We start from the raw sequence: 21,110 nt of genomic DNA, 5'->3' as shown, positions 1-21,110 counted from the left end.
CCACCTCCTCAGGTGGTAGAGAATATACAATATCAACTTGCGCCTGCGCCATCTTTACAACACGACAGTTCGGCTGCTCGCCAGTCGGCGTGAGATGCGCAAGAATCTATGATGTAGGGACAGCGCCGTACCCGGATCCGAGGAGCACCCGCATGGCACGACGAAGCCGGTCCGACCGGGCCACCCGCCCGATCGCCCACGTGTCGCTCGTCGACCGTGTGACGAGCGAGTTGAGGGCATCGATCCTCACGGGGGAGATCCAGCCCGGGTCGTCGGTGTCGATCGTCGAGCTCTGCGAGCTGTACGACGTGAGCCACATCCCCGTCCGCGAGGCACTGCGCCGCCTCGAGAGCGAGGGCATCGTCAGCCTGCGTCCCGGACGGTCCGCCCTCGTGGCAGCGCTGAGCCCGGAGGACCTGGCAGACATCTACCGCCTCCGCCGCCTGATCGAGGGCGACCTCGCGGTCAAGGCGGCCCGCAGCATGACCGAGGAACGCCTCGCCGACGCCGAGCAGGCCCTCGAGGAGTACGCCGCGATCGAGCGCGAGCCCGCGACTCTCGCGGCCGCCCACCACGCCTTCCACGAGACGCTCCTGCTCGATGTGATGGGCAACGTCGACAGGAACGTCCTCGAGCTCCTCTGGCACTCGGCCGACCGCTACCTGCACCTGCTCATGAAGGACCTCGACCACGCTCCCGAGACCAAGGAGCAGCGCATCGACGAGCACCGCGAGCTCCTCGAGCTCGCGCGAGACGGCAAGGCTGCCGCCTTCAAGAAGTCGTGGATCGCCCATCTCGACGCCAGTGAGCGGTCGCTGATGGCCGCTCTCGGCAGCCGCGACGTGGCCGACAGCGCCTGATCGACCCCGCCTGATCTGCCGCGCCCGATCTGGCGCCGGCGTCCTCGCTCAGGCTGACGCGCCGCTCACGCGGAGGCCTCAGCCAGGTCGTGCGGGCGGACGAGCGCGTCGGCCAGGGCCCACGGGCGACCGTCGACGACGTCGGTGCCGCGAGAGACGAGGCGGTTGACCGCTTGCTCGGGTCTCAACGTCGCGGTCGTCACCGAGCCGGCCGAGAAGACAGGCTCGGACCTGCTGATGACGCCGTCGAACTGCCATCCGCCGCTCCACAGGGTGAAGTCGGCCGACAGCGGGACGAGCATGCCCGCACCGTGCGTGCCCGGTCGGGAGGCGACAGCGAGATTGAGCCGGTTCTCGGCGGCCCGCTCGAGCAGCAGGAGATCAAGGTCGTGCGCGGCAGCCGTGGTGAACGGCACCGCGACCACGTCGGCATCCTGCAGTGCCGCGAGTCGGAAGGTCTCGGGATAGAGGGCGTCGTCGCCTACCACCACGGCCAGTCGGCCCCAGGGGAGGTCGATCACGTCGAGACCCTCGCTGAGCCTTGTCGCCCAGGCGGCGTGCCGCGCGCAGGTGTGCAGCTGCGGTTGCGAGTGCACCACGCCACCGGCACCCACCACCAGGCCGACGTGCCGGTCGTCGTCGACGACCGAGGTGACGGCCAGCGTCGTCGTACCGGCAAGGGCGTCTCGGAGCGCCTCCGTGGTGAGCTGCGGAGACGCACCGGGAGTGGCCACACCGTGCGCCCACCCGGCGAGCTCGGGGAGGACCACCAGCTCGGCGCCGCCGGAGGCCGCCTCGCGGACGAGGGCGAGGACGTCGTCGCCCTCGCGCGGGGCCAGCACGGCGGCCTCGAGCGTCGCCCTCCCGGTTGGCGCGCGACGACCTCGCGGCGCCTCGACGATCGCGCCGTACAGCTCCGGCCGACGTGAGGCGAGGAGGTCGGTGCCGTCGGGCCGTCGCTTGTCGTCAGCCTCGGCGACGTCGATGTCGGCGATCACGACCGCCTCACCGGTCCGGGGCCCGCGAGCGACGACGGTCCCGTCGGGGGCCACGATCTGGCTCTCCCCCGCCCCGTGGAGCAGCTCGGTCGGCACGCCCACCGCGGTCGCGACCGCGTCGATGCTGTGCCCGGGCACCAGCGGACCGACCTTGTTCGCCGCGACCACCCACACCCGGTTCTCGACGGCGCGCACCGGGACGTGCAACGACGCCTCGTCGAGCGCGAAGGAGTTGAGACTGTTGAGCAGGATCTGCGCCCCGCCGACGGCGAGCATGCGCGGCGTCTCGTTGATGACGCCGTCCATGCAGGAGTAGAGGCCGATCCTGCCGAGCGGTGTCTCGACGACCGGCGACGCCTCGGTGGCCGGGTCGAGGTGGTCACGCTCGCTCCCCATGAGGACCTGTTTGTCGCTGGTGGCGAGGACCGAACCGTCGGGCCCGAGGAGGACGTTGCTGCCGGTCGTCCGGCCATCCTCCTGGGCGAGCGTGCAGTTGACGAGGAGATAGAGCTCGTGCTCGGCAGCGGTCGCGGCGAGAGTCCCGACGAAGGGGCCGTCCAGCGTCTGCGCCATCCGGCGCGCGTGGTCACGGTCGGCGTACCAGGAGACGTGATTGCCGAACTCCGGGAGCACGACGATCTGCGCTCCCTGGCCGGCGGCGGCCTCGACGAGGCGGACGGCACCGGCGAGATTGGCCTGGGTGTCCTCGGTCACGGCCAGCTGGATCGCGGCGACGCGTACGACTGTCATGCCTAAACCATATATCCTTCTACGATCGTCCCCTAGACTTTCACGAACCTGAATGCCGACGAGAGGACCCGGACGTGAGCGAGCCGAAAGAGCCGCCGGCGCTCGAGCAGGACGCGGTGCCTCCCCCGGCCGGCGCGAAGACCACTGTCCCGCTCGACGTGTTCGTGGGACGCCCGCCGGTCGATGTCGACCTGGCCCGTCCCGCTCCCTTCGGGTGGTGGCCGGCCATCGTGATCGCCCTCGTGGCGTTCATCGACCGCGTGGAGGTCAACCTCATCGCCGGCGCCCTGCCCGCCATCCAGGAGGAGTTCGGGTTCAGCGACACCATGGCCGGCGCCATCCCGACCGCAGCCGCCCTGGCCGGCGTCGTGCTCCTCCTCCCTGCCGGTCGGCTCGCGGACAAGGGTCGCCGGACGAGCATCGTCGCTCTCGTCGTGCTCGTCTGGGCGGTCTGCTCCGTGCTGAGCGGCCTCGCGACGACGTTCGCGCTGTTCTTCATGACGCGCATCATGCTCGGTGCCGCGGGTCAGCTCTACAACCCCCCGTCGTCCAGTCTCCTCGCCGACTTCTACCCGGGGACCTCCCGCGGGAAGGCATTCGGCCTGGAGCGGGCCGGCTACTACATGGGCCTCCCCATCGGCGTCGCCGTCGGTGGCGCGATCTCCGAGGCGCTCGACTGGCGGTCCGTGTTCTTCCTGGTCGCGGTCCCCGGGGTCCTCGTCGCGGCGCTCGTCCTCACGGTCCGCGAGCCGATCCGCGGGATCGGCGACCGCATCGACCGCCTCCGCGCCGCGACGGTGGCGGGCGCGGCTGCCGATCCCGACGGTGAGGCGACGCCGCCGAGCCTCACGACCTCGATGTTCAGGGAGGCGCGCGCGGTCCTCGCCATCGCGTCGCTGCGGGGGATCACCATCAGCCTGGCGTTCCTCTACCTCGGTCTGGGAGGCCTCTTCTACTGGCTCCCGACGCTGCTCGAGCGCACCGAGGGACTGGCGAACGACTCCGCGGCGGCCATCACCGGAGGGATCGGCGGCGTCGGCATCGTGGTCGGCATCGTCCTCGGCAGCCGGATCGGCGACCGGCACCACGGCACGCGGTCGGGGTGGCGCATCCGCGTGAGCATGTGGTTCCTGCTCGTCGGCGCCGTGTCGATCACCGGCGTCGTCCTGCTCCCGGGCCTCGGGCTTCGGATCGCTCTCGTCGCGGTGGCGTGCGTGGGCTTCTCGGGAGCCATCCCGAACCTGACAGCCGCCTCCGCCGACGTCGTACCCGCCGAACGACGAGGCCTCGGCTTCGCCGTCGTGCAGTTCCTGCTCAGCCTCGGTGGCGCAGGCGGGCCGCTGCTCATCGGCGCCGTCTCCGACGCCACCGGATCGATCAACACCGCGTTCCTGGCGTTGGTGCCGCCGCTGTTCACCAGCGTCCTGATCCTGCGGTGGGCCGCTCGGACGTACGACAAGGACGCGGCACGAGCGCTGTCAGGACGCTGACACGACAGACGAGCCCCCCACCCGATGTCGGGTGGAGGGCTCGCACTCGTTTCGGGACGTCGTCAGGCCCAGTGGCGGACGACCGCCGTGCCTTCACCCGAGGGAGCGGTCTCTCCGGCCGCGAGGTGCGCCCACCGTCCCAGCGCGGGCCAGTAGACGTCGGCGTCCGTCGGGAAAGCGCCGAGGTCGGCGCCGTCACGCAGCTCCACCGATCCGGACAGCGCTCCTCCGCCAGGGCGTACGACGCCCGGCGCGAGGTCGGTGACGGCGATCGTTCCGGGCTCAGGGGCGACGCCCTCGACCCAGCCGCCGGCCGCCCCGCTGAACCAGACGAGCGCACGCGTCTCGTCCTCGACGCCCGTCTCGGAGCGGGTGGCACGCGGCTCCACGACGAGGATCTGCCCCGGACGGCACGTGCTGCCCGACATCGACAGCGCTCCCTCGAGCACCAGCATCTCCTCGCCGGCGGGCTGGTTGCCGGTCATGGCCCGTTGCCACCGTGCGGGGAAACGGACGAGGACGGTGCGGGAGGTGGCGTCGGCGGACTGGTGCAGCAGCACCATCTCCGCCTTCTGGTCGGCACCGGCAGGGGCGAAGCTCGCCCATTCCAGCGCATCGTCGAAGAGATCCTGCTCGATCACGGTACGGCTCCTTCTGAGGTGCGGGACAAGGATGGGGCGAGAAAGTGAGCGACCACGTCGCTCACCGCGACCACGTCCGCATACTTCGCGTCGAGGTCGAAGAGGTTGTGCTCGTGCACGTCCACGTCGCGGTCCCCACAGGCGTCGGCAGCGACGATCGGGCGGAAGCCGTGCTGGAGGGCGTCGACCGCCGTGGCGCGCACGCAGCCGCTGGTCGAGAACCCGACCACCACGACCGTGTCGACGCCCCACGCCGTCAGGGTGGAGGCCAGCGAGGTGCCGAAGAAGGCGGACGCGTACTGCTTGGACACGACGACCTCTCCCGGCAGCGGAGCCGGCTCGTCGGGGAACGCCGCCCACGGCGAGCCCGCCTCGAAGGCGGCGAGCGCCGGCACCTTGCGCCGGAACAGACCGCCGTCGGCGCCGCCGGCCATCAACCGTACCTCGGTGAAGACCACGGGGACACCGCCGGTCCGGGCCGCGTCGACGACCTGCGCTGCGGCCTCACGAGCCCGCTCGAAGCGGCCACCGCGATCGCTGAGCGGTGACTCCGGGTCGAGATAGGCGGTCACGACGTCGACCACGACCACAGCCGGACGCTCACCGAAGCCCAGGCGGCCGAGGAAGCCCGCCGCCGCGTAGTCGTCGCCGCGCTCCATCAGATGACGCCGGCCTCGGCAAGCGCCGCCCGCTCGTCGTCGGAGAGACCGAGCAGCGTGCCGTACACCTCGTCGTTGTGCTCGCCGAGCGACGGGCCCGTCCAACGGATGCTTCCGGGAGTGCCCGAGAGGCGCGGGACGACGTTGGGCATCGCGAGCGTGCCGAAGGTCGGGTCCGGGACACGGACCACGGCTTCACGCGCCGCGTAGTGCGGGTCCTTGAGCATGTCGGCGGCACGGAAGATGCGCCCTGCGGGGACACCGGCCTCGTGCAGCAGCACCAGCAGGGCGTCGGCGTCGTACTTCGCCGTCCAGTCGGCGATCCGGCTGTCGAGCTCCTCCTGGTGGGCCCCGCGCGCCCCGTGGGTCGCGTAGGACGGAAGCTCGGCGAGCTCCGGCTCCCCCATCGCCGCAGCCAGGCGTCGGAAGACGGTGTCCTGGTTGGCGGCGATGAGGATGGTGTGGCCGTCCGCGGTCGGATAGACGTTGCTGGGAGCGACGTTGGGAAGGATCGGACCGGTCCGCTCACGCTGGTAGCCGGCGACGTCCCACTCGGTCACCAGGCTCTCGGTCATCGCGAGCACGGCCTCGTAGATCGCGCTGTCGACGACTTGTCCCTCACCTGTCCGCTCCCGGTGCAGCAGCGCGGCGAGCGTCCCCACGGTCGCATGGGTCGCGGCGAGCGAGTCGCCGATCGAGAGCCCGGTCCGCGACGGCGGTCGGTCAGGCTCACCGGTGATGTAGCGAAGCCCACCCATCGCCTCACCGATGGACCCGTACCCGGCACGGCCGGCGTACGGGCCCGTCTGGCCGTAGCCGCTGACCCGGACGAGGACGATGCCGGGATTGCGCTCCTTGAGCCGGTCGTAGCCGAGGTTCCACCGCTCGAGCGTGCCGGGCCGGAAGTTCTCGAGGACGACGTCGGCGTGCTCGACGAGGCGCAGGAAGAGCTCTTGGCCCTCGGGTCGGCGGAGGTCGAGGGTGACCGAGCGCTTGTTGCGCGCCACGACGGGCCACCACAGCGAGTGGCCGTGCGGCTTCTCGCGGCCCCACTGGCGCATCGGATCACCGACACCCGGCGCCTCTACCTTGACCACGTCGGCGCCGAGGTCACCCATCAGCTGTCCGGCGAAGGGACCCGCGAGCAGCTGGCCCGCTTCTACGACACGCACCCCGGCGAGAGCGCCGGGCGTCTGCTCCATTGACATGGACAAGATCGTATATCAGATAGACTCCGACGCCCAGGGATCCCAGGAGGACGCGATGACAGCGAGCACCATGCCCCAGGCGGTCGAGATCGTCGAGGTCTCTCCCCGCGACGGTCTGCAGAACGAGGCCACGATCCTTCCCACGTCGGTGAAGGCCGAGCTGGTGCGCCGCAGCCTCGACGCCGGGGTGCGACGGATCGAGGTCACCGCCTTCGCCCGGCCCGACCGCGTCCCCCAGATGGCCGACGCCGAGGACCTCATGGCGGCGGTGCGCGACGACCCGCGACTGAGCGCGATCGGGCTGGTCCTGAACCGTCGTGGGCTGGACCGCGCCATCGCGGCGGGCTGCGACGAGGTCACCGTCGTCGTGGTCTCCTCCGAAGGCCTCGCCGTGCGCAACCAAGGCGTCGGGACGTACGACCAGGTGGCCGCGTGGCATGCCATCGCACCGGTCGCACGCGCCGCAGGACTACGGACGTCGGTGATCCTCGCCGCAGCGTTCGGCTGTCCCTTCGACGGCGAGGTCCCCACCAGCCGCGTGCGCGACGTTGCCGCCGCGGTCCTGGACGAGGCGCCGGACGAGCTGGCGGTCGCCGACACGATCGGCGTCGGGGTGCCGACCCAGGTGACCGAGCTCGTCTCCGCGCTCGGCGACCTCGCGCCCGACGTGCCGCTCCGGGCGCACTTCCACAACACCCGCAACACCGGCTACGCCAACGCGCTGGCCGCGGTGCAGGCCGGGGTCTCGGTCCTCGACGCCTCGGCCGGCGGGATCGGCGGATGCCCCTTCGCTCCGGGCGCGACCGGCAACGTGGCGACCGAGGACCTGCTCTACCTGCTCCACCGCTCCGGCTTCACCACCGGTGTCGGCCCGACCCAGGTCGCCGAGACCGGCGCGTGGATCTCCGAGCAACTCGGGCTCCCCCAGGCTCCTGCGCAGCTCGGCCGGGCCGGCTGGTTTCCCTCGCGGGGGCAGTGACCTGTGGCCGTACGGCTCAGGCGCCGTACGGCTCAGGCGGCCGTGGACCTCCGGGCGGCGCGGACCCGACGGGTCGCACCTCAGAAGAGGTCGCGGATCTCCTTGGGGATCTCCACGTCGCCGTCGGGCTGCGGGGTGCCGCCGAAGCCGAACGCCGAGGCGCCGTCGGCCTTGGGCTTGGCCGCCTCGGCCTGCGCCGCGGCAGCGCGCTTCGCCGGGTTGCCGGAGACGCGCTTGCCCTTGCCCTTGCCCTTCTTGGCCTGCTGACGGGCACCCGCACGCTTGCCACCCATGCCGGGCATCCCGGGCATCCCGGGCATCCCGGGCATCCCGGGCATCCCCGGCATCCCGCCGCCCTTGGCCATCTGCTGCATCATCTTGCGGGCCTCGAAGAAGCGGTCGACGAGCTGGTTCACGTCGCTGACCTGGGTCCCGGAGCCACGTGAGATGCGCGAGCGGCGGGAGCCGTCGATGATCTTGGGGTTGTGGCGCTCCGCCGGCGTCATCGACTGGATGATCGCCTGGATCCGGTCGATCTCGCGCTCGTCGAAGTTGGCAAGCTGGTCCTTGAACTGGCCGGCGCCGGGCAGCATCCCGAGGATCTTGCTGAGCGACCCCATCTTGCGGACGGCCTGCATCTGCTGGAGGAAGTCGTCCAGCGTGAAGTCGCCGCTCTTGCCGGCGAGCTTTTCGGCGGCCTTCTGCGCTTGCTCGACATCGAAGGCCTTCTCAGCCTGCTCGATCAGCGTCATCATGTCGCCGAGATCGAGGATGCGCGAGGCCATCCGGTCGGGGTGGAACACGTCGAAGTCGGTGAGCTTCTCGCCGTTGGAGGCGAACATCACCGGGCGGCCGGTCATCTGCGCGATCGAGAGCGCCGCACCGCCGCGCGCGTCGCCGTCCAGCTTGGACAGCACGACGCCGGTGAAGTCGACCCCCTGGAGGAACGCCTCGGCGGTCCGCACGGCGTCCTGGCCGATCATCGCGTCGACGACGAAGAGCACCTCGTCGGGATCGGTGGCGTCACGGATCTCCGACGCCTGCTTCATCAGCTCCTCGTCGATGCCGAGGCGACCGGCGGTGTCGATGACGACCACGTCGTGCAGGGACTTGCGCGCCTCCGCGAGAGCGTCCTTGGCCACCTGGACGGGGTCGCCGACACCGTTGCCGGGCTGCGGGGCGTACACGTCGACCCCGGCCCGCTCGCCCACCACCTGCAGCTGCGTCACCGCGTTGGGGCGCTGGAGGTCGGCCGCCACCAGCATCGGCGAGTGACCCTGACCCTTGAGGTAGAGGCCGAGCTTGCCCGCGAGCGTCGTCTTGCCGGCGCCCTGGAGGCCGGCCAGCATGATCACGGTCGGCGGGTTCTTGGCCAGCCTGAGCCGACGGGTCTCACCACCGAGGATGCCGACGAGCTCCTCGTTGACGATCTTGATGACCTGCTGGGCAGGGTTCAGCGCCTGGCTGACCTCAGCGCCACGGGCGCGTTCCTTGACCCGGGCGACGAACTCCTTGACCACGGGCAGCGCGACGTCCGCCTCGAGCAGAGCCACCCGGATCTCTCGGGCGGTGGCATCGATGTCGGCCTCGGACAGCTTGCCCTTGCCGCGGAGGTTGCGGAAGGTGGTCTGCAGGCGGTTCTGGAGTGTGTCGAACAAGACAGCCGTTCCTCACAGGTGTCGTGACAGCCGCGACGTGCGGCGTGCGCGGGTTCCAGCCTAACGGCTGCCCCGAAGCGACCCTCCGCCCGTACGCCCGTCGCGTCGTCGAGGGCGGATGCGCCCGTCAGAGCGGAAGCCCTCGCAGCCGTTCGACCAGCGCGTCCGCCTGCTCCGTGCTCAGCGTGGCGCCCGCGCCGTCGACGACGTAGAAGACGTCTCGAGCCTGCGGCCCGAAGGTCGAGAGGTGGGCCGAGCGGATGCCGTAGCCCTCCTGGGTGATGGTCCGCGCGACGGCCCACACGAGGCCGCGCTGATCCTGAGCGCGCACCTCGACCACCGCCGAGGTCGACGAGTCGTGGTGGAGCATCACCTGAAGAGGCTCCGTCGGCCCCTCCCCCGACGGAGCGAGACGGTCGTCCAGCGACAGCTGACCCTCCAGCACCTGCCGGATCCGGCGGACGAGACGTGCCTCGTCCACGTCTCGACCGGCCACCTCCCAGATGCTGGTCGTCGTCCCGTCGCGCTCGACCAGCCGCGCCGACCGGATCTGCTGACCGGCGACGCTGAGGGCGCCGGCGAGATCGGCGAGCAACCCGTGACGGTCGGGTGCGGTGACCTGGACCAGCGATCCCTCGTGGTGCCCGGCGACGTCGACCAGGAACGGCGCGTCCCCCAGCACCCTCGACGGGACCGCGAGTCCCGCCGGCCAGCCCTCGTACGAGGGGTCGTCCAGCGCCGCGGCGTCGCCGAGCACGACCCGCACCTTCGCCGCGAGCCCTCGGATCAGCCCGGACCGCCACGCGGACCAGGCCTGCGGGCTCGTCGCGCGGGCGTCGGACTCGGTGAGCGCGAGGAGGAGGTCGAGACGGTCGGCGTCGCCGACGAGCGCGGCGACGTTCGCGGCCGTGTCGGGGTCCTCGATGTCACGACGCGTCGCGATGGTGGGCAGGAGGAGGTGCCGCCGGACGAGGTCCTCGATCGTGTCGGCGTCGGCCTCCCCGAAGCCCCACCTCGTCGCCACCGCACGCGCGATCGGTGCTCCCACCTCACTGTGGTCGCCCTCGCGTCCCTTGCCCACGTCGTGGAGCAGGGCCGCCACCGCCAGGAGGTCCGGGCGTGCGACCGTGCGCATGAGGCCGGAGGCGACGACGGCCGTCTCGACGGAGTGCCGGTCGATGGTGAACCGGTGCACCGGGGACGACGAGCCACGCAGCCGCAGGGGCGCCCACTCCGGCAGCCAGCGGTCGACCAGACCCGCGAGGTCGATCTCGTCCCACACGGTGACCAGTCCGCGTCCGGCGGTCAGCCCCTCGACCAGCAGACGACGCGCCTCAGGGGGCCACGGTTCGGGCGGCACCGCGCCCCGGGCGAGCCGTGCCGCGGAGGCCGCAGCCAGCGGGAGGCCTCGCCGGGCGGACTCCGCCACGGCGTGCAGCGCCACGAGCGCGTCCTCGTCGGGATCGGGCGACCCCGTCAGCACGACCTCGTCGCCGACGACCGCCACCCCGGGCGCGACCGGGTCCAGGCGAGGACCTGGGGCGCTGCGGGAGCGCGGACGCTCCCCGAGCAGGGCATCGACGCGTCGCCACGTGCGGTTCGCCAGGTGAGCGGTGCGGCGGCCGAGGTCGCGCACGTGGAGGTCCAGCTGGTCGGGCGCGTAGCCCATCACGGACGCGACCTCCGGCACGAGGTCGGGTGTCAACCGGTCGGTGGGACGGGCCGCGACCTCGTGCAGGACGTCACGGACGTCCAGCAACGCCGCGCGGAGCGCCTCGAGCTCACGGTGCGGCACGTCGACCAGCCAGCTGGCGACCAGGGCACGCATGACCGTCCCGTCGCGCAGGCCACCCCCTGACTCCTTGAGGTCCATCACCGCCGACTGCGCGAGCCAGCCGAGCCGCTCGACGCGTTCGTGGGTGGCGCGCTCCAGCTCGGGGAGGCGACGACGGGCCGTACGGCGCCACGCGGTGAGGATCTCCGACCGCAGCGCGACCACCGCGGCGGCGTCACCCGCCACCGCACGCGCGTCGAGCATCCCGAGCGCGGCGCGGTAGTCCTCGTCGGCGGTCTGCAGCATCTGGCCGGCGCTGCGGACCGCGTGGTCCAGCGTGACGCCCCCGTCCCACAGCGGGTACCAGATCTTTTCGGCGACCTGCGCGACGAGCGCAGACGAAGCGCCGTCGCGATGGACGAGGACCACGTCGACGTCGCTGAAGGGCGACATCTCGGCACGTCCGAAGCCGCCGACCGCGACCAGCGCGAGGCCGTGCCGCTCGCCCTCAGGCAGGTCTGAGGCGGCCTCGGTGAAGCACTCACGCAAGCGCCGGTCCAGGGCGTCCGCCCTGGACCGGCGCCGTGCGCTGAGCTCCTCGGTCAGAGCGCCGCCTCGTCCGTCTCTCCGGTACGGACCCGGACGACGGACTCGACCGGGACGACCCAGACCTTGCCGTCACCGATCTTGCCAGTCGCGGCCGACTTCACGACCACGTCGACGACGTCCTTGACGTCCTCGTCCTCGGTCACGATCTCGACCCGGATCTTGGGGACGAGCGAAACGTCGTACTCGGCGCCACGGTAGACCTCGGTGTGACCCTTCTGACGGCCGTAGCCGCTGGCCTCCGTCACGGTCATGCCGGTGATGCCGAAGGTCTCGAGGGCCTCGCGGACCTCTTCCCACTTGTGCGGCTTGATCACCGCGGTCACGAGCTTCATGCCTTGGCTCCTTCGGGGGTGGTGGTCAGCGTAGCCGCCGTGACGGGACGGGCGACGCCCGACGCGGGTGCGAGGTCGTACCCCGACTCGCCGTGCTCGGCCAGGTCGATGCCCTCCACCTCGTCCTCCTCGGCGACGCGCCAGCCCATGACCGCCTTGATGGCCAGGCCGATGAGCAGCGTGAAGACACCCGACCAGAGGATGGCGAAGGCAGCGATCGCGGCCTGGACGACGAAGAGCTTGATGCCGTCTCCGTAGAGCAGCCCGCCCTCGACCGCGAGGAACCCGATGCCGAGGGTGCCGACGAGGCCGCCGACCAGGTGGACGCCCACCACGTCGAGCGAGTCGTCGTAGCCGAACCGGAACTTCAGGCCGACCGCGAGGGCGCAGAGGCCACCCGCGACGATGCCGAGGGCGATCGCGCCGATCGGGCTCAGCGCGCCACACGCCGGGGTGATGGCGACGAGGCCGGCGACGATGCCCGAAGCGGCACCGAGCGAGGTGGCCTTGCCGTCACGGATCTTCTCCACGACGAGCCAGCCGATGATGGCCGCCGCAGCGGCGACGGAGGTGTTGACCCACACGAGACCGGTCTCACCGGAGAACGCGGTGGCGTAGGCGATGGTGTTCTCGACGAAGCCCTCCGCACCGGCGCTGATCGGCTCGTCGGGCACCGACACGTACGAGCCCACGTTGAAGCCGAACCAGCCGAACCACAGGAGGCCGGCACCCAGCATCGTCAGCGGGAGGTTGCCCGGGCGGGTCGGCTCCTTGCCGAAGCCCCTCCGCTTGCCGATCAGCAGCACCAGGACGAGCGCCGCCATACCGGCGTTGATGTGGACGACCGTACCGCCGGCGTAGTCGATGGGGGCGATCGTCGCGGCGCCGTCGGTGGTGCCGAAGATGGCCGCGGCCAGGCCGTCGGCGCTTCCGGAGAGGAAGCCGCCACCCCAGACCATGTGCGCGAGCGGGAAGTAGGCGAGCGTGACCCACAGCGGCAGGAACAGCAGCCACGAGGAGAACTTCACGCGCTCGGCCAGCGCACCGCTGATCAGGGCCGCCGTGATGATGGCGAACGTCGCCTGGAAGGCGACGGTCAGGTAGTCGGTGCCCGAGACGTCGCGCAGCCCGAACAGGGTGAACGGGTTGTCGAAGAAGCCACCGATGCTGTCCTCGCCGCCGGAGGCGTAGGACATCGAGTAGCCCCACAACACGTAGACGACCATGACGACGCCCATGGCGCTGAAGGACATCATCATCATGTTGAGGATGGACTTGGTCCGCGTCATCCCGCCGTAGAAGAGCGCCAGGGCCGGCGTCATCAGGAGCACGAGCGACGCGGAGGTCAGGATCCAGGCTGCGTGGCCGGTGTCCATGGAACCTCCAGGGGATTAGGTATCTGAGACGTGACCGGCGCTCGAACGGCAGTGTCCGGGTCGGCTTCGTTGCGTTCAGATTCGCGGCGGTTCGTTTCCGGTCGAGCGACGCTGTGTTTCATGGAGGTGACACTTGACCAGGTTGTGTTACGCCTGAGTTTCAACGACGCTCCGTCCCACCCTGCCGCTCTTGTCGACCGATGAACCTCCGGCGGGTGAGGATGAGGGCATGGCCTTCTCCCCCTCGTCCGCCCGTCATCGTGTGACCCTCGTCCTGGCCACCGTGCTGGGCGCCGGCGTGCTCGGCGCCTGCAGCGGCTCGCCGGCCGAGCCGGAGGCCGAGCAGCTCGCCGAGGGCCTCTCGAGCCTCGACCTCTCCGGCGTCGAGATCGACGACTCCGCCGCGGGCGCCGAGCTGGCGCAGATCACCAAGGGCCTCGACGACCTCCGGCCGACCGTCTCGGTGAAGGGCGTCGCCGAGGAGGACGAGACGGCGACCGCCACCCTCGCCTACCGCTGGGAGTTCGGGCCCGATGTCGCCTGGGAGTACGAGACAAAGGCCGAGATGCGTCGTGCCGACGACACCTGGACGGTCGCCTGGTCGCCGTCGCTGGTCGCCCCGGACCTCGCCGAGGGCCAGCGTCTGCGCGTACGCACCGTGCCGGCGCAGCGCGGAGACATCCTCGGCGGCTCGGGGACCGTCCTGGTCACCGAGCGCTCCGTCCAGCGCATCGGGATCGACAAGACGGCCGTCCCCGCGGCCCGCCAGCAGTCGTCTGCCCGCGCGCTGGCGCGGATCCTCGGCATCGACGCGGACGACTACGCCGCCGAGGTCGCGGCGGCGGGTCCCAAGGCGTTCGTGGAGGCGATCGTGCTGCGTGCCGAGCAGCGAGCACCCAACGGGGACCCCGAGTCGGTCTTCGGAGCGAGGGTCCTTGGTGACAAGCTGCCGCTGGCGCCGACCCGGACCTTCGCCTCCGCCATCCTCGGCTCGGTCGGCGAGGCGACCAAGGAGCTCATCGACAAGAGCGACGGACGTCTGTCCACCGGCGACCTCACCGGTCTGTCGGGGCTCGCGCTGCGCTACGACGAGCAGCTGCGCGGTCGCGACGGCTACGTCGTCGACATCGTCAGCGACGCCGTGTCCGACCCGGCGAACCCGTCCCCGTCGATCAAGGACGTGCCGGCGTACGAGCAGGCGCCGGTCCCCGGTGAGCCGCTGCGCACGACGCTCGACCAGCGTCTGCAGATCCTCGCCGAGGAGGTGCTCGCCGGGACGAAGCCGGCCAGCGCGCTGGTGGCGATCAAGCCCTCGACCGGCGCTGTGCTGGCCGCGGCGACGGGCCCGGGTGCCGCGGGACAGGCGATCGCGACCACCGGGCAGTACGCCCCGGGCTCGACGTTCAAGATCACGACCGCGCTCGCCGCGCTGCGCGCTGGTGTCGACCCGACGACGACCACGCCGTGCCCCGCGACGACCGTCGTGAACGGCAAGTCGTTCAAGAACTACGACGACTACCCCAGCAGCTCGCTCGGCCGCATCCGGTTCACCGAGGCCTTTGCGCAGTCGTGCAACACGTCGATGATCGGGCTGCGGGACAGGGTGGCGCAGAGCGACCTCGCCTCCGCCGCGGCCTCGCTCGGGATGGGCGTCGACCAGGACCTGGGCTTCCCGTCCTACTTCGGCTCCGTTCCCACCGAGGCACCCACGACCGAGCACGCGGCGTCGATGATCGGCCAGGGCAAGGTGCTCGCCTCGCCGTTCACGATGGCGACCGTGACCGCGTCGGTCGCCGCCGGCCGTACGGTCGTGCCCGTGCTGCTCCCCGATCGCGAGGCGCCCAAGGTCGAGTCCACGCTCGAACCCGCCGAGGCCCGCCAGCTCCGTGCGCTGATGCGCCGCGTCGTCACCGACGGCAGCGGCCGCGCGCTCGCAGGGCTCGGCGGTGAGGTCGGCGCCAAGACGGGGACGGCCGAGTACGGCTCACCGGTGAAGACTCACGCCTGGATGGTGGCGACCAAGGGCGACCTCGCGGTCGCGGTGTTCGTCGAGACGGGCGAGTCCGGCTCTCAGACCGCCGGGCCCCTCCTCAAGCGGTTCCTCGCCCGCGCACGCTGACCCCGCCCCGTCCCGTCCCCGATTTGTGCAGTTGGCACGGGTTTGCGTCCCCGGATTCCTTGCTCAACTGCACAAATCGGGGACGGGGACGGGCGGTCGGGGACCGGGTGGGTCAGGACAGGAGCGCGTCCACGAACTCGTCGGCCACGAACGGCGCCAGGTCGTCGGCGCCCTCTCCGAGCCCCACGAGCTTGACGGGGACCCCGAGCTCTCGCTGTACGGCGATGACGATCCCGCCCTTGGCGGTGCCGTCGAGCTTGGTGAGCACGATCCCGGTGACGTCGACGACCTCGGCGAAGACCCGAGCCTGCGTCAGGCCGTTCTGACCGGTGGTCGCGTCGATGACGAGCAGCACCTCGGTGACCGGTGCCTGCTTCTCGATGACCCGCTTGACCTTGCCGAGCTCGTCCATCAGGCCGGCCTTGGTGTGGAGGCGGCCGGCGGTGTCGATGACGACGGTGTCGTAGCCGCCCTCCTTGCCGGTCTTGACGGTGTCGAACGCGACCGAGGCGGGATCGCCGCCCTCGGGACCACGGACGGTCGGGACACCGACGCGCTCGCCCCAGGTCTGGAGCTGGTCGGCGGCCGCGGCGCGGAAGGTGTCCGCGGCGCCGAGCACGACACTGTCGCCGTCGGCGATCAGCACGCGTGCGAGCCGCCCGACGGTCGTGGTCTTGCCGGTGCCGTTGACGCCCACCACGAGCACCACGCCGGGGGCGCCGTCGACACCCTTGGCGGCGATGCTGCGGTCGTACGACGGGTCGACCAGCGTCACGAGCTCCTCGCGCAGGATCGACCGGGCGACCGCGGGGTCGGCGACACCCTCGACCCGGATCCGGGTGCGGAGGCGCTCGACGAGCTCCTGCGTCGGCGCAACGCCCACGTCGGCGGTCAGGAGCGTGTCCTCGATCTCCTCCCAGGTGTCCTCGTCGAGACGGTCACGGCCGAGGAGTGCGAGCAGGCTCTTGCCGAGCGAGGACTGGGAGCGGGCGAGCCGGGTACGGAGCCGGACCAACCGGCCCGCGGCGGGCGCAGGCTCCTCGATCGCGGGTCCCGGCGCGGTCGGAGCGGTCGCGACGGCTCCGGGCTCGTTGCCGGTGTCGGACTCGTCGATCTCGCCCGGCTCGGGAAGCACGGGCTCCACCCCGTCACCGGTCGGTGCAGGCTCCTGCTCGGGGCGCTCGCGGAGGTCGTCGAGACGGCGGTCGACGGTGTCGGCCGGCGGCAGGGCCTTGCCCCGCGAGCCGACCACGAAGGCGGCGATCCCTCCGATCAGGAGGACGGCGACGGCGAGACCGATGAAGACGTAGAGCGTGGTGGTGTCAGACACGATCCCTGATCCTAGTGGGCTCGCCGATCCGGACGACGTGCGACGCGGCCGCGAGCGCTCGCTCGTCGTGGCTGACGAGCAGGATGGAGCGCTCCGGGGCGAGCGCGACGAGGTCGCGCAGCAGGGCCTCGGCGGTCGCCGCGTCGAGGTGCTCGGTGGGTTCATCGAGCACGAGGACGCGGTGCCCTCCGAGCAGCAGCCGGGCCAGTCCCAGACGCTGCCTCTCCCCGCCGGAGAGGCGGTCGCCGTTCTCCCCCACCTCGGTGTCGAGACCGTCGGGCAGCCCTGCGACGAAGGCCCCGAGACCCGCCGCGTCGAGGGCGGCCAGGAGCGTACGGTCGTCGGCCTGCGGGTCGGCGATCCTCAGGTTCTCTCGGATCGAGGTGTCGAAGACGTGCTCGTCCTGGCGGAGGGTCGCCACCACCTGGCGGACCTGGTCACCGGTCAGCGCGTCGATCGGCGTACCGCCGAGGGTGATCGTGCCCGCCCTCGGTGCGGCGAGCCTCAGGAGCACCGCGGCGAGGGTCGACTTGCCCGACCCGCTCGGTCCCGAGACCGCGACGACCGCACCCTCTGGGAGGTCCAGGTCGAGGCCACGGACGAGATCCTCGCCCTCACCCCACCCGAGGGCGACGTCGCGCAGGTGGAGGTCGAACCCGGCGGGGTCGGGTGCAGGGTGCTCCGGATCCACCACGTCGTCGTGAGCGGCGACCAGCTCGTCGATGCGTCGCCGGGAGGCTGCCGACCGTTGCGCCTGCTGCTCGATCGCGCTCAGGCCCTCGAGCGGCTCGGCGAGCGCCACCGGGGCGAGGACGACCACGGCGAGCAGGACCGGGCTCAGGGCGCCGTCGGCGACGGCGGCCACACCCGCCCATGCGATCAGGCACGTCGCGACGCCGAGACAGATCCGGACGACCATGACGCCGAGTCCGTCGAGGAAGGCGGCACGGCGCTCGGTCTCCGCGAGCCTCTCCCCCGTGCGCGCGACCGTGGCACGGGCATCCTCGGCGGCACCGTACGCCACGAGGTCGCGCGAGGTGCGCAGCGTCTCCGCGACCTCGGCGGCGAGCTCACCGCGCAGCCCGGCGGTCGCCGCGTTGGAACGACTCCCTCCGGTCCGTACGGCGACGAGGACGCCGACCCACGCCACGACCACCGCCGCAGCCAGCACGAGGCCGCCGCGGGGGAAGATCGCGAGGACGAACCCGACCACGATCGCCGACGAGACCGCGGTCACGGCCCGCGGGATGGTCGCCCGGACGATCCGGTCCTGGATCGCGTCGACGTCGGAGACGATCCGAGCGATCCTCTCCCCGCGTCGGCCCGCGGCGAGCGTCGAGGGCGACAGCCGCTCCAGCCGCTCGTAGACCGCGAGCCGGATCGAGGTGCCCACACGCAGGGCGCCGTCGTGGGTGTAGAGCCGCTCGACGTAGCGCAGCGCGGCGCGCGCGATCCCGAACGCCCGCACGGAGACGATCGCGAGCATGAGATAGAGCACGGGCGGGTGCTGGGCCGCACGCGAGATCAGCCAGGCGGAGACGAGGAGCAGCCCGATCGAGCTGAGGCTCGCGAGCAGCCCGAAGAAGCCGCCGAGGACCAGCTGGCGGCGCGCGGTGGTCATGCCGCCATCCCCGCGGGCACGAGGGGTACGACCCGGTCGGCGTCGTCGACGAGTGCGCGGCGGTGCGCCACGACCAGCACGGTGACGTCGGCGGCGCGCAGCGCTCGTCGTACGTCCTCCTCGGCCGCGGTGTCGAGGCCGGCGGTGGGCTCGTCGAGCAGCATCACGGTCGCTCCTGCTCGGCGTACCCGCAGCAGCGCCCGGGCGACGGCCAGACGCCGCCGCTCCCCCGCCGACAGGTTGGCCCCGCCTTCGTGGACCTCGCGCTGCGGCGAGAGATCGGGCGCGCCGGCGTCGCGGAGCGCCTCGGCGACCTCGTCGTCGGAGGCGTCACGCGCCCCCAGACGGACGTTGCCGGCGACGGTCCCCGACAGCAGACCGGGCACCTGCGGCACCCAGGCCAGGCGCGAACGCCACGAGGCGAGGTCGATGTCTGCGAGGTCGTACGTCGTCCCGTCGGCCGCACGGACGGTGACACGGCCGGTGGTGGGGGCGACGAATCCCATCAGCACATCGACCAGGGTGCTCTTGCCGCACCCCGACGAGCCGGTGACGGCGAGCACGCGTCCTGGTTCGAGCACCAACGACGTCGGCGCGAGAGCGGGTGTCGTACGCCCCGGGTAGGACACGGAGACGTCGTCCACGACGATCGTTGCGCCGCCGAGGTCCGGTGCGACGGTCCGGCGGACGGCGACGTCCTGGTCGTCGAGGATCGCGTAGACGTCGTCGGCGACCGCCTGCCCCTCGGCCGAGTCGTGGAAGTGTGCGCCGACCTGGCGGATCGGCAGGTAGGCCTCCGGCGCGAGCACGAGGACGAACAGACCTGTCATCAGCGAGAGGTGGCCCTCGACGATCCGCAGACCGATCGACACGGCGACGAGGGCGACCGAGATCGTTGCGACGAGCTCGAGCACGAACGACGACAGGAACGCGAGGCGCAGGGCACCCATCGTCTCCTTGCGGTTGCGCTCGCCCACCTCGGCGATGCCCTCGGTCTGGTTGCGCGAGCGCCCGAAGACCTTGAGCACGACGAGTCCGTCGAGCACGTCGGCGAAGTGGTGGCTGAGCCGGACCATCGCGCGCCACCGCCGCTCGGTCCGGTCACGCGTCATGTAGCCGACCAGCACCATGAACACCACGATGAGCGGGAGCGTCACGGCGATCGTGATCCCCGACAACGGGTCGGCCACGAACACCGCGACGACCACCACCGCCGGCACGGTGAGAGCCAGCGCGAGCTGTGGGAGGTAGCGCGCGAAGTAGGTGTCGAGCTTGTCCATGCCGGGCCCGAGCAGCGTGACGACGTGGCTCGACTCCGGGCGAGCCCCGTGGTGGGGCGCACCGTCGAGAAGCCGGCCGACCACCTCCTCGCGCAGCTGCACCTTCACCCGTGCCGCCGCGCGTGCCGACACGACCGCGTGGAGCCAGCCGAGCGCGGCGCGGGTGAGGATCACCGCAGCCAGTGCCAGCACGGCGGCGGTGACGACGTCGACCAGTCCCGACCGCTCGAACCCCTCCGAGACGACCCGGGCGATGAGCCACGACTGGCCAACGACCAGCGCCGCCATCGCCGTCGCGATCACGACGCTGGCGGCGAGGTAGGTACGGACCGCCCGCGACCGCCGGACGAGGCGGGGGTCGAGCGGCGGCGACGAGGCGGTCCGTACGTTCAGGGTTGTCATACCGGCGAGTGCAGGTGCTCGTCGTCCTCGACCGCGATCGAGTCGACGCTGATCCGCTTGCGGAACACCCAGTAGCTCCACGCCTGGTAGCCGATCACGATCGGGACGAACACCACGGCCACCCAGCTCATGATGGTGAGCGTCTTGTCGGTGGAGGCCGCGTTCTCCGTCGTCAGGCTGTAGGCCGGATCGAGGGTGGACGGCATCACGTCCGGGAACAGCGCCACGAACAGCGACATCACGGCGAGACCGATCGCGGCCATCGTCCCCATGAACGCCCAGCCGTCGCGCCGTGCCCAGGCTGCGAGCAGGCCGCCCACGAACGTCAGCGCCGCGAGCCCGGACAGGGCCCAGACCCAGATCTTGTCGTGGTCGAGGCAGGTCCAGAGCAGGAATGCGACGGCCAGCACCGCGGCGACGAGGCCGATCTTGAGCGAGAACGCCCGCGCCCGCTCGTGGATGATGCCGCTGGTCTTGAGGGCGAGGAAGTTGGCGCCGTGGGTGAGGAACAGCGTCAGCATGACCACGCCCGCCAGCAGCGCGTACGGGTTGAGGAGGTCGAAGAAGCCGCCGACGTAGTTCTTGTCGGCGTCGATCTCGACGCCGCGGACGATGTTGCCGAACGCGACACCCCACAGCAGGGCCGGGACGAAGGAGCCGAAGATGATCGCGGCGTCCCAGCGGCTCTTCCAGGTCGCGTCGTCGCGCTGGTGGCGGTATTCGAAGGCGACCCCGCGCACGATCAGCGCCACCAGGATCAGGAGCAGCGGGAGGTAGAACCCGCTGAACAAGGTGGCGTACCACTCGGGGAACGCGGCGAAGATGCTCGCGCCGGCGACGATCAACCAGACTTCGTTGCCGTCCCAGAGCGGGCCGATCGTGTTGATCATCGTGCGGCGTTCGCGGTCGTTGCGGCCGAGGATCGGCAGCAGCATCCCGACACCGAAGTCGAATCCCTCGAGCACGAAGTAGCCGATGAAGAGGAACGCGATGACGCAGAACCAGATGGTGGTGAGTTCCATGA

16 protein-coding genes are annotated in these 21,110 nt (G+C 71.4%); 4 read left to right on the top strand and 12 right to left on the bottom strand.

What is annotated here, in order from left to right:
- Positions 1 to 152 precede the first annotated feature (152 nt).
- Positions 153 to 860, top strand: a complete 708-nt coding sequence (locus tag KV100_RS02050; protein ID WP_220341245.1) for a GntR family transcriptional regulator — start codon at positions 153 to 155, stop codon at positions 858 to 860.
- A gap of 65 nt (positions 861 to 925) precedes the next feature.
- On the opposite strand, the gene KV100_RS02045 is transcribed toward KV100_RS02050, so the two are convergent.
- Complete coding sequence (locus tag KV100_RS02045) at positions 926 to 2,608, bottom strand: nitrilase-related carbon-nitrogen hydrolase (protein WP_220341244.1); 1,683 nt, start codon at positions 2,606 to 2,608, stop codon at positions 926 to 928.
- A gap of 74 nt (positions 2,609 to 2,682) precedes the next feature.
- On the opposite strand from KV100_RS02045, the gene KV100_RS02040 reads away from it, so the two are divergent.
- Positions 2,683 to 4,098, top strand: a complete 1,416-nt coding sequence (locus tag KV100_RS02040; protein WP_220341243.1) for an MFS transporter — start codon at positions 2,683 to 2,685, stop codon at positions 4,096 to 4,098.
- A 62-nt stretch (positions 4,099 to 4,160) separates the two neighbouring features.
- Here KV100_RS02040 and KV100_RS02035 read toward each other — a convergent pair whose 3' ends face one another.
- Genes KV100_RS02035 through KV100_RS02025 form a run of 3 tightly spaced genes read right to left on the bottom strand, consistent with a single transcriptional unit; the run spans position 4,161 to position 6,606 of the window.
- Positions 4,161 to 4,739: a hypothetical protein gene (locus KV100_RS02035; RefSeq protein ID WP_220341242.1), complete on the bottom strand. Its 579-nt coding sequence runs from the start codon at positions 4,737 to 4,739 to the stop codon at positions 4,161 to 4,163.
- Positions 4,736 to 5,398 carry an isochorismatase family protein gene (locus tag KV100_RS02030; protein WP_220341241.1) on the bottom strand — a complete coding sequence of 221 codons (663 nt, stop codon included), beginning with the start codon at positions 5,396 to 5,398 and terminating at the stop codon, positions 4,736 to 4,738. The genes KV100_RS02035 and KV100_RS02030 overlap by 4 nt, the downstream gene beginning before the upstream one ends.
- Entirely contained in the window at positions 5,398 to 6,606 is a 1,209-nt protein-coding gene (locus tag KV100_RS02025) for a CaiB/BaiF CoA-transferase family protein (protein WP_220341240.1), read from the bottom strand. Before KV100_RS02025 ends, KV100_RS02030 begins: the two co-directional genes overlap by 1 nt.
- A 55-nt stretch (positions 6,607 to 6,661) precedes the next feature.
- Between KV100_RS02025 and KV100_RS02020 the strand changes: the two genes are divergently transcribed.
- On the top strand, positions 6,662 to 7,585 hold the full coding sequence (locus KV100_RS02020; RefSeq protein WP_220341239.1) for a hydroxymethylglutaryl-CoA lyase: 924 nt from the start codon (positions 6,662 to 6,664) through the stop codon (positions 7,583 to 7,585).
- A gap of 80 nt (positions 7,586 to 7,665) precedes the next feature.
- On the opposite strand, the gene ffh is transcribed toward KV100_RS02020, so the two are convergent.
- The 4 genes from ffh to KV100_RS02000 all read right to left on the bottom strand — a co-directional run bounded on the left by ffh (position 7,666) and on the right by KV100_RS02000 (position 13,334).
- Positions 7,666 to 9,243, bottom strand: coding sequence for a signal recognition particle protein (gene ffh, locus KV100_RS02015; RefSeq protein WP_220341238.1), 1,578 nt, complete (start codon positions 9,241 to 9,243; stop codon positions 7,666 to 7,668).
- A 127-nt stretch (positions 9,244 to 9,370) separates the two neighbouring features.
- Positions 9,371 to 11,623 (bottom strand): [protein-PII] uridylyltransferase, encoded by a 2,253-nt coding sequence (locus tag KV100_RS02010; protein WP_255565963.1) that lies wholly within the window; start codon positions 11,621 to 11,623, stop codon positions 9,371 to 9,373.
- Entirely contained in the window at positions 11,620 to 11,958 is a 339-nt protein-coding gene (locus tag KV100_RS02005) for a P-II family nitrogen regulator (RefSeq protein ID WP_220341237.1), read from the bottom strand. Before KV100_RS02005 ends, KV100_RS02010 begins: the two co-directional genes overlap by 4 nt.
- Entirely contained in the window at positions 11,955 to 13,334 is a 1,380-nt protein-coding gene (locus KV100_RS02000; protein ID WP_220341236.1) for an ammonium transporter, read from the bottom strand. The genes KV100_RS02005 and KV100_RS02000 overlap by 4 nt, the downstream gene beginning before the upstream one ends.
- 229 nt (positions 13,335 to 13,563) lie before the next feature.
- On the opposite strand from KV100_RS02000, the gene KV100_RS01995 reads away from it, so the two are divergent.
- A complete protein-coding gene (locus tag KV100_RS01995) occupies positions 13,564 to 15,453 on the top strand; it encodes a penicillin-binding transpeptidase domain-containing protein (RefSeq protein ID WP_220341235.1) in 1,890 nt (629 codons plus the stop codon).
- A gap of 112 nt (positions 15,454 to 15,565) precedes the next feature.
- On the opposite strand, the gene ftsY is transcribed toward KV100_RS01995, so the two are convergent.
- The 4 genes from ftsY to cydB are packed head-to-tail and all read right to left on the bottom strand — an operon-like array spanning position 15,566 to position 21,108.
- On the bottom strand, positions 15,566 to 16,783 hold the full coding sequence (gene ftsY, locus KV100_RS01990) for a signal recognition particle-docking protein FtsY (protein ID WP_220341234.1): 1,218 nt from the start codon (positions 16,781 to 16,783) through the stop codon (positions 15,566 to 15,568).
- Positions 16,776 to 18,404: a thiol reductant ABC exporter subunit CydC gene (cydC, locus tag KV100_RS01985; protein ID WP_220341233.1), complete on the bottom strand. Its 1,629-nt coding sequence runs from the start codon at positions 18,402 to 18,404 to the stop codon at positions 16,776 to 16,778. The genes ftsY and cydC overlap by 8 nt, the downstream gene beginning before the upstream one ends.
- Positions 18,401 to 20,086 (bottom strand): thiol reductant ABC exporter subunit CydD, encoded by a 1,686-nt coding sequence (gene cydD / locus KV100_RS01980; protein WP_220341232.1) that lies wholly within the window; start codon positions 20,084 to 20,086, stop codon positions 18,401 to 18,403. Before cydD ends, cydC begins: the two co-directional genes overlap by 4 nt.
- Positions 20,083 to 21,108 carry a cytochrome d ubiquinol oxidase subunit II gene (gene cydB / locus KV100_RS01975; RefSeq protein WP_220341231.1) on the bottom strand — a complete coding sequence of 342 codons (1,026 nt, stop codon included), beginning with the start codon at positions 21,106 to 21,108 and terminating at the stop codon, positions 20,083 to 20,085. The genes cydD and cydB overlap by 4 nt, the downstream gene beginning before the upstream one ends.
- Positions 21,109 to 21,110 lie beyond the last annotated feature (2 nt).

The organism is Mumia sp. zg.B21 (assembly GCF_019550855.1).
GTDB lineage: Bacteria > Actinomycetota > Actinomycetes > Propionibacteriales > Nocardioidaceae > Mumia.
Note: the sequence above shows the minus strand (reverse complement) of the source record. Positions and strands in the feature narration are given on the sequence as shown.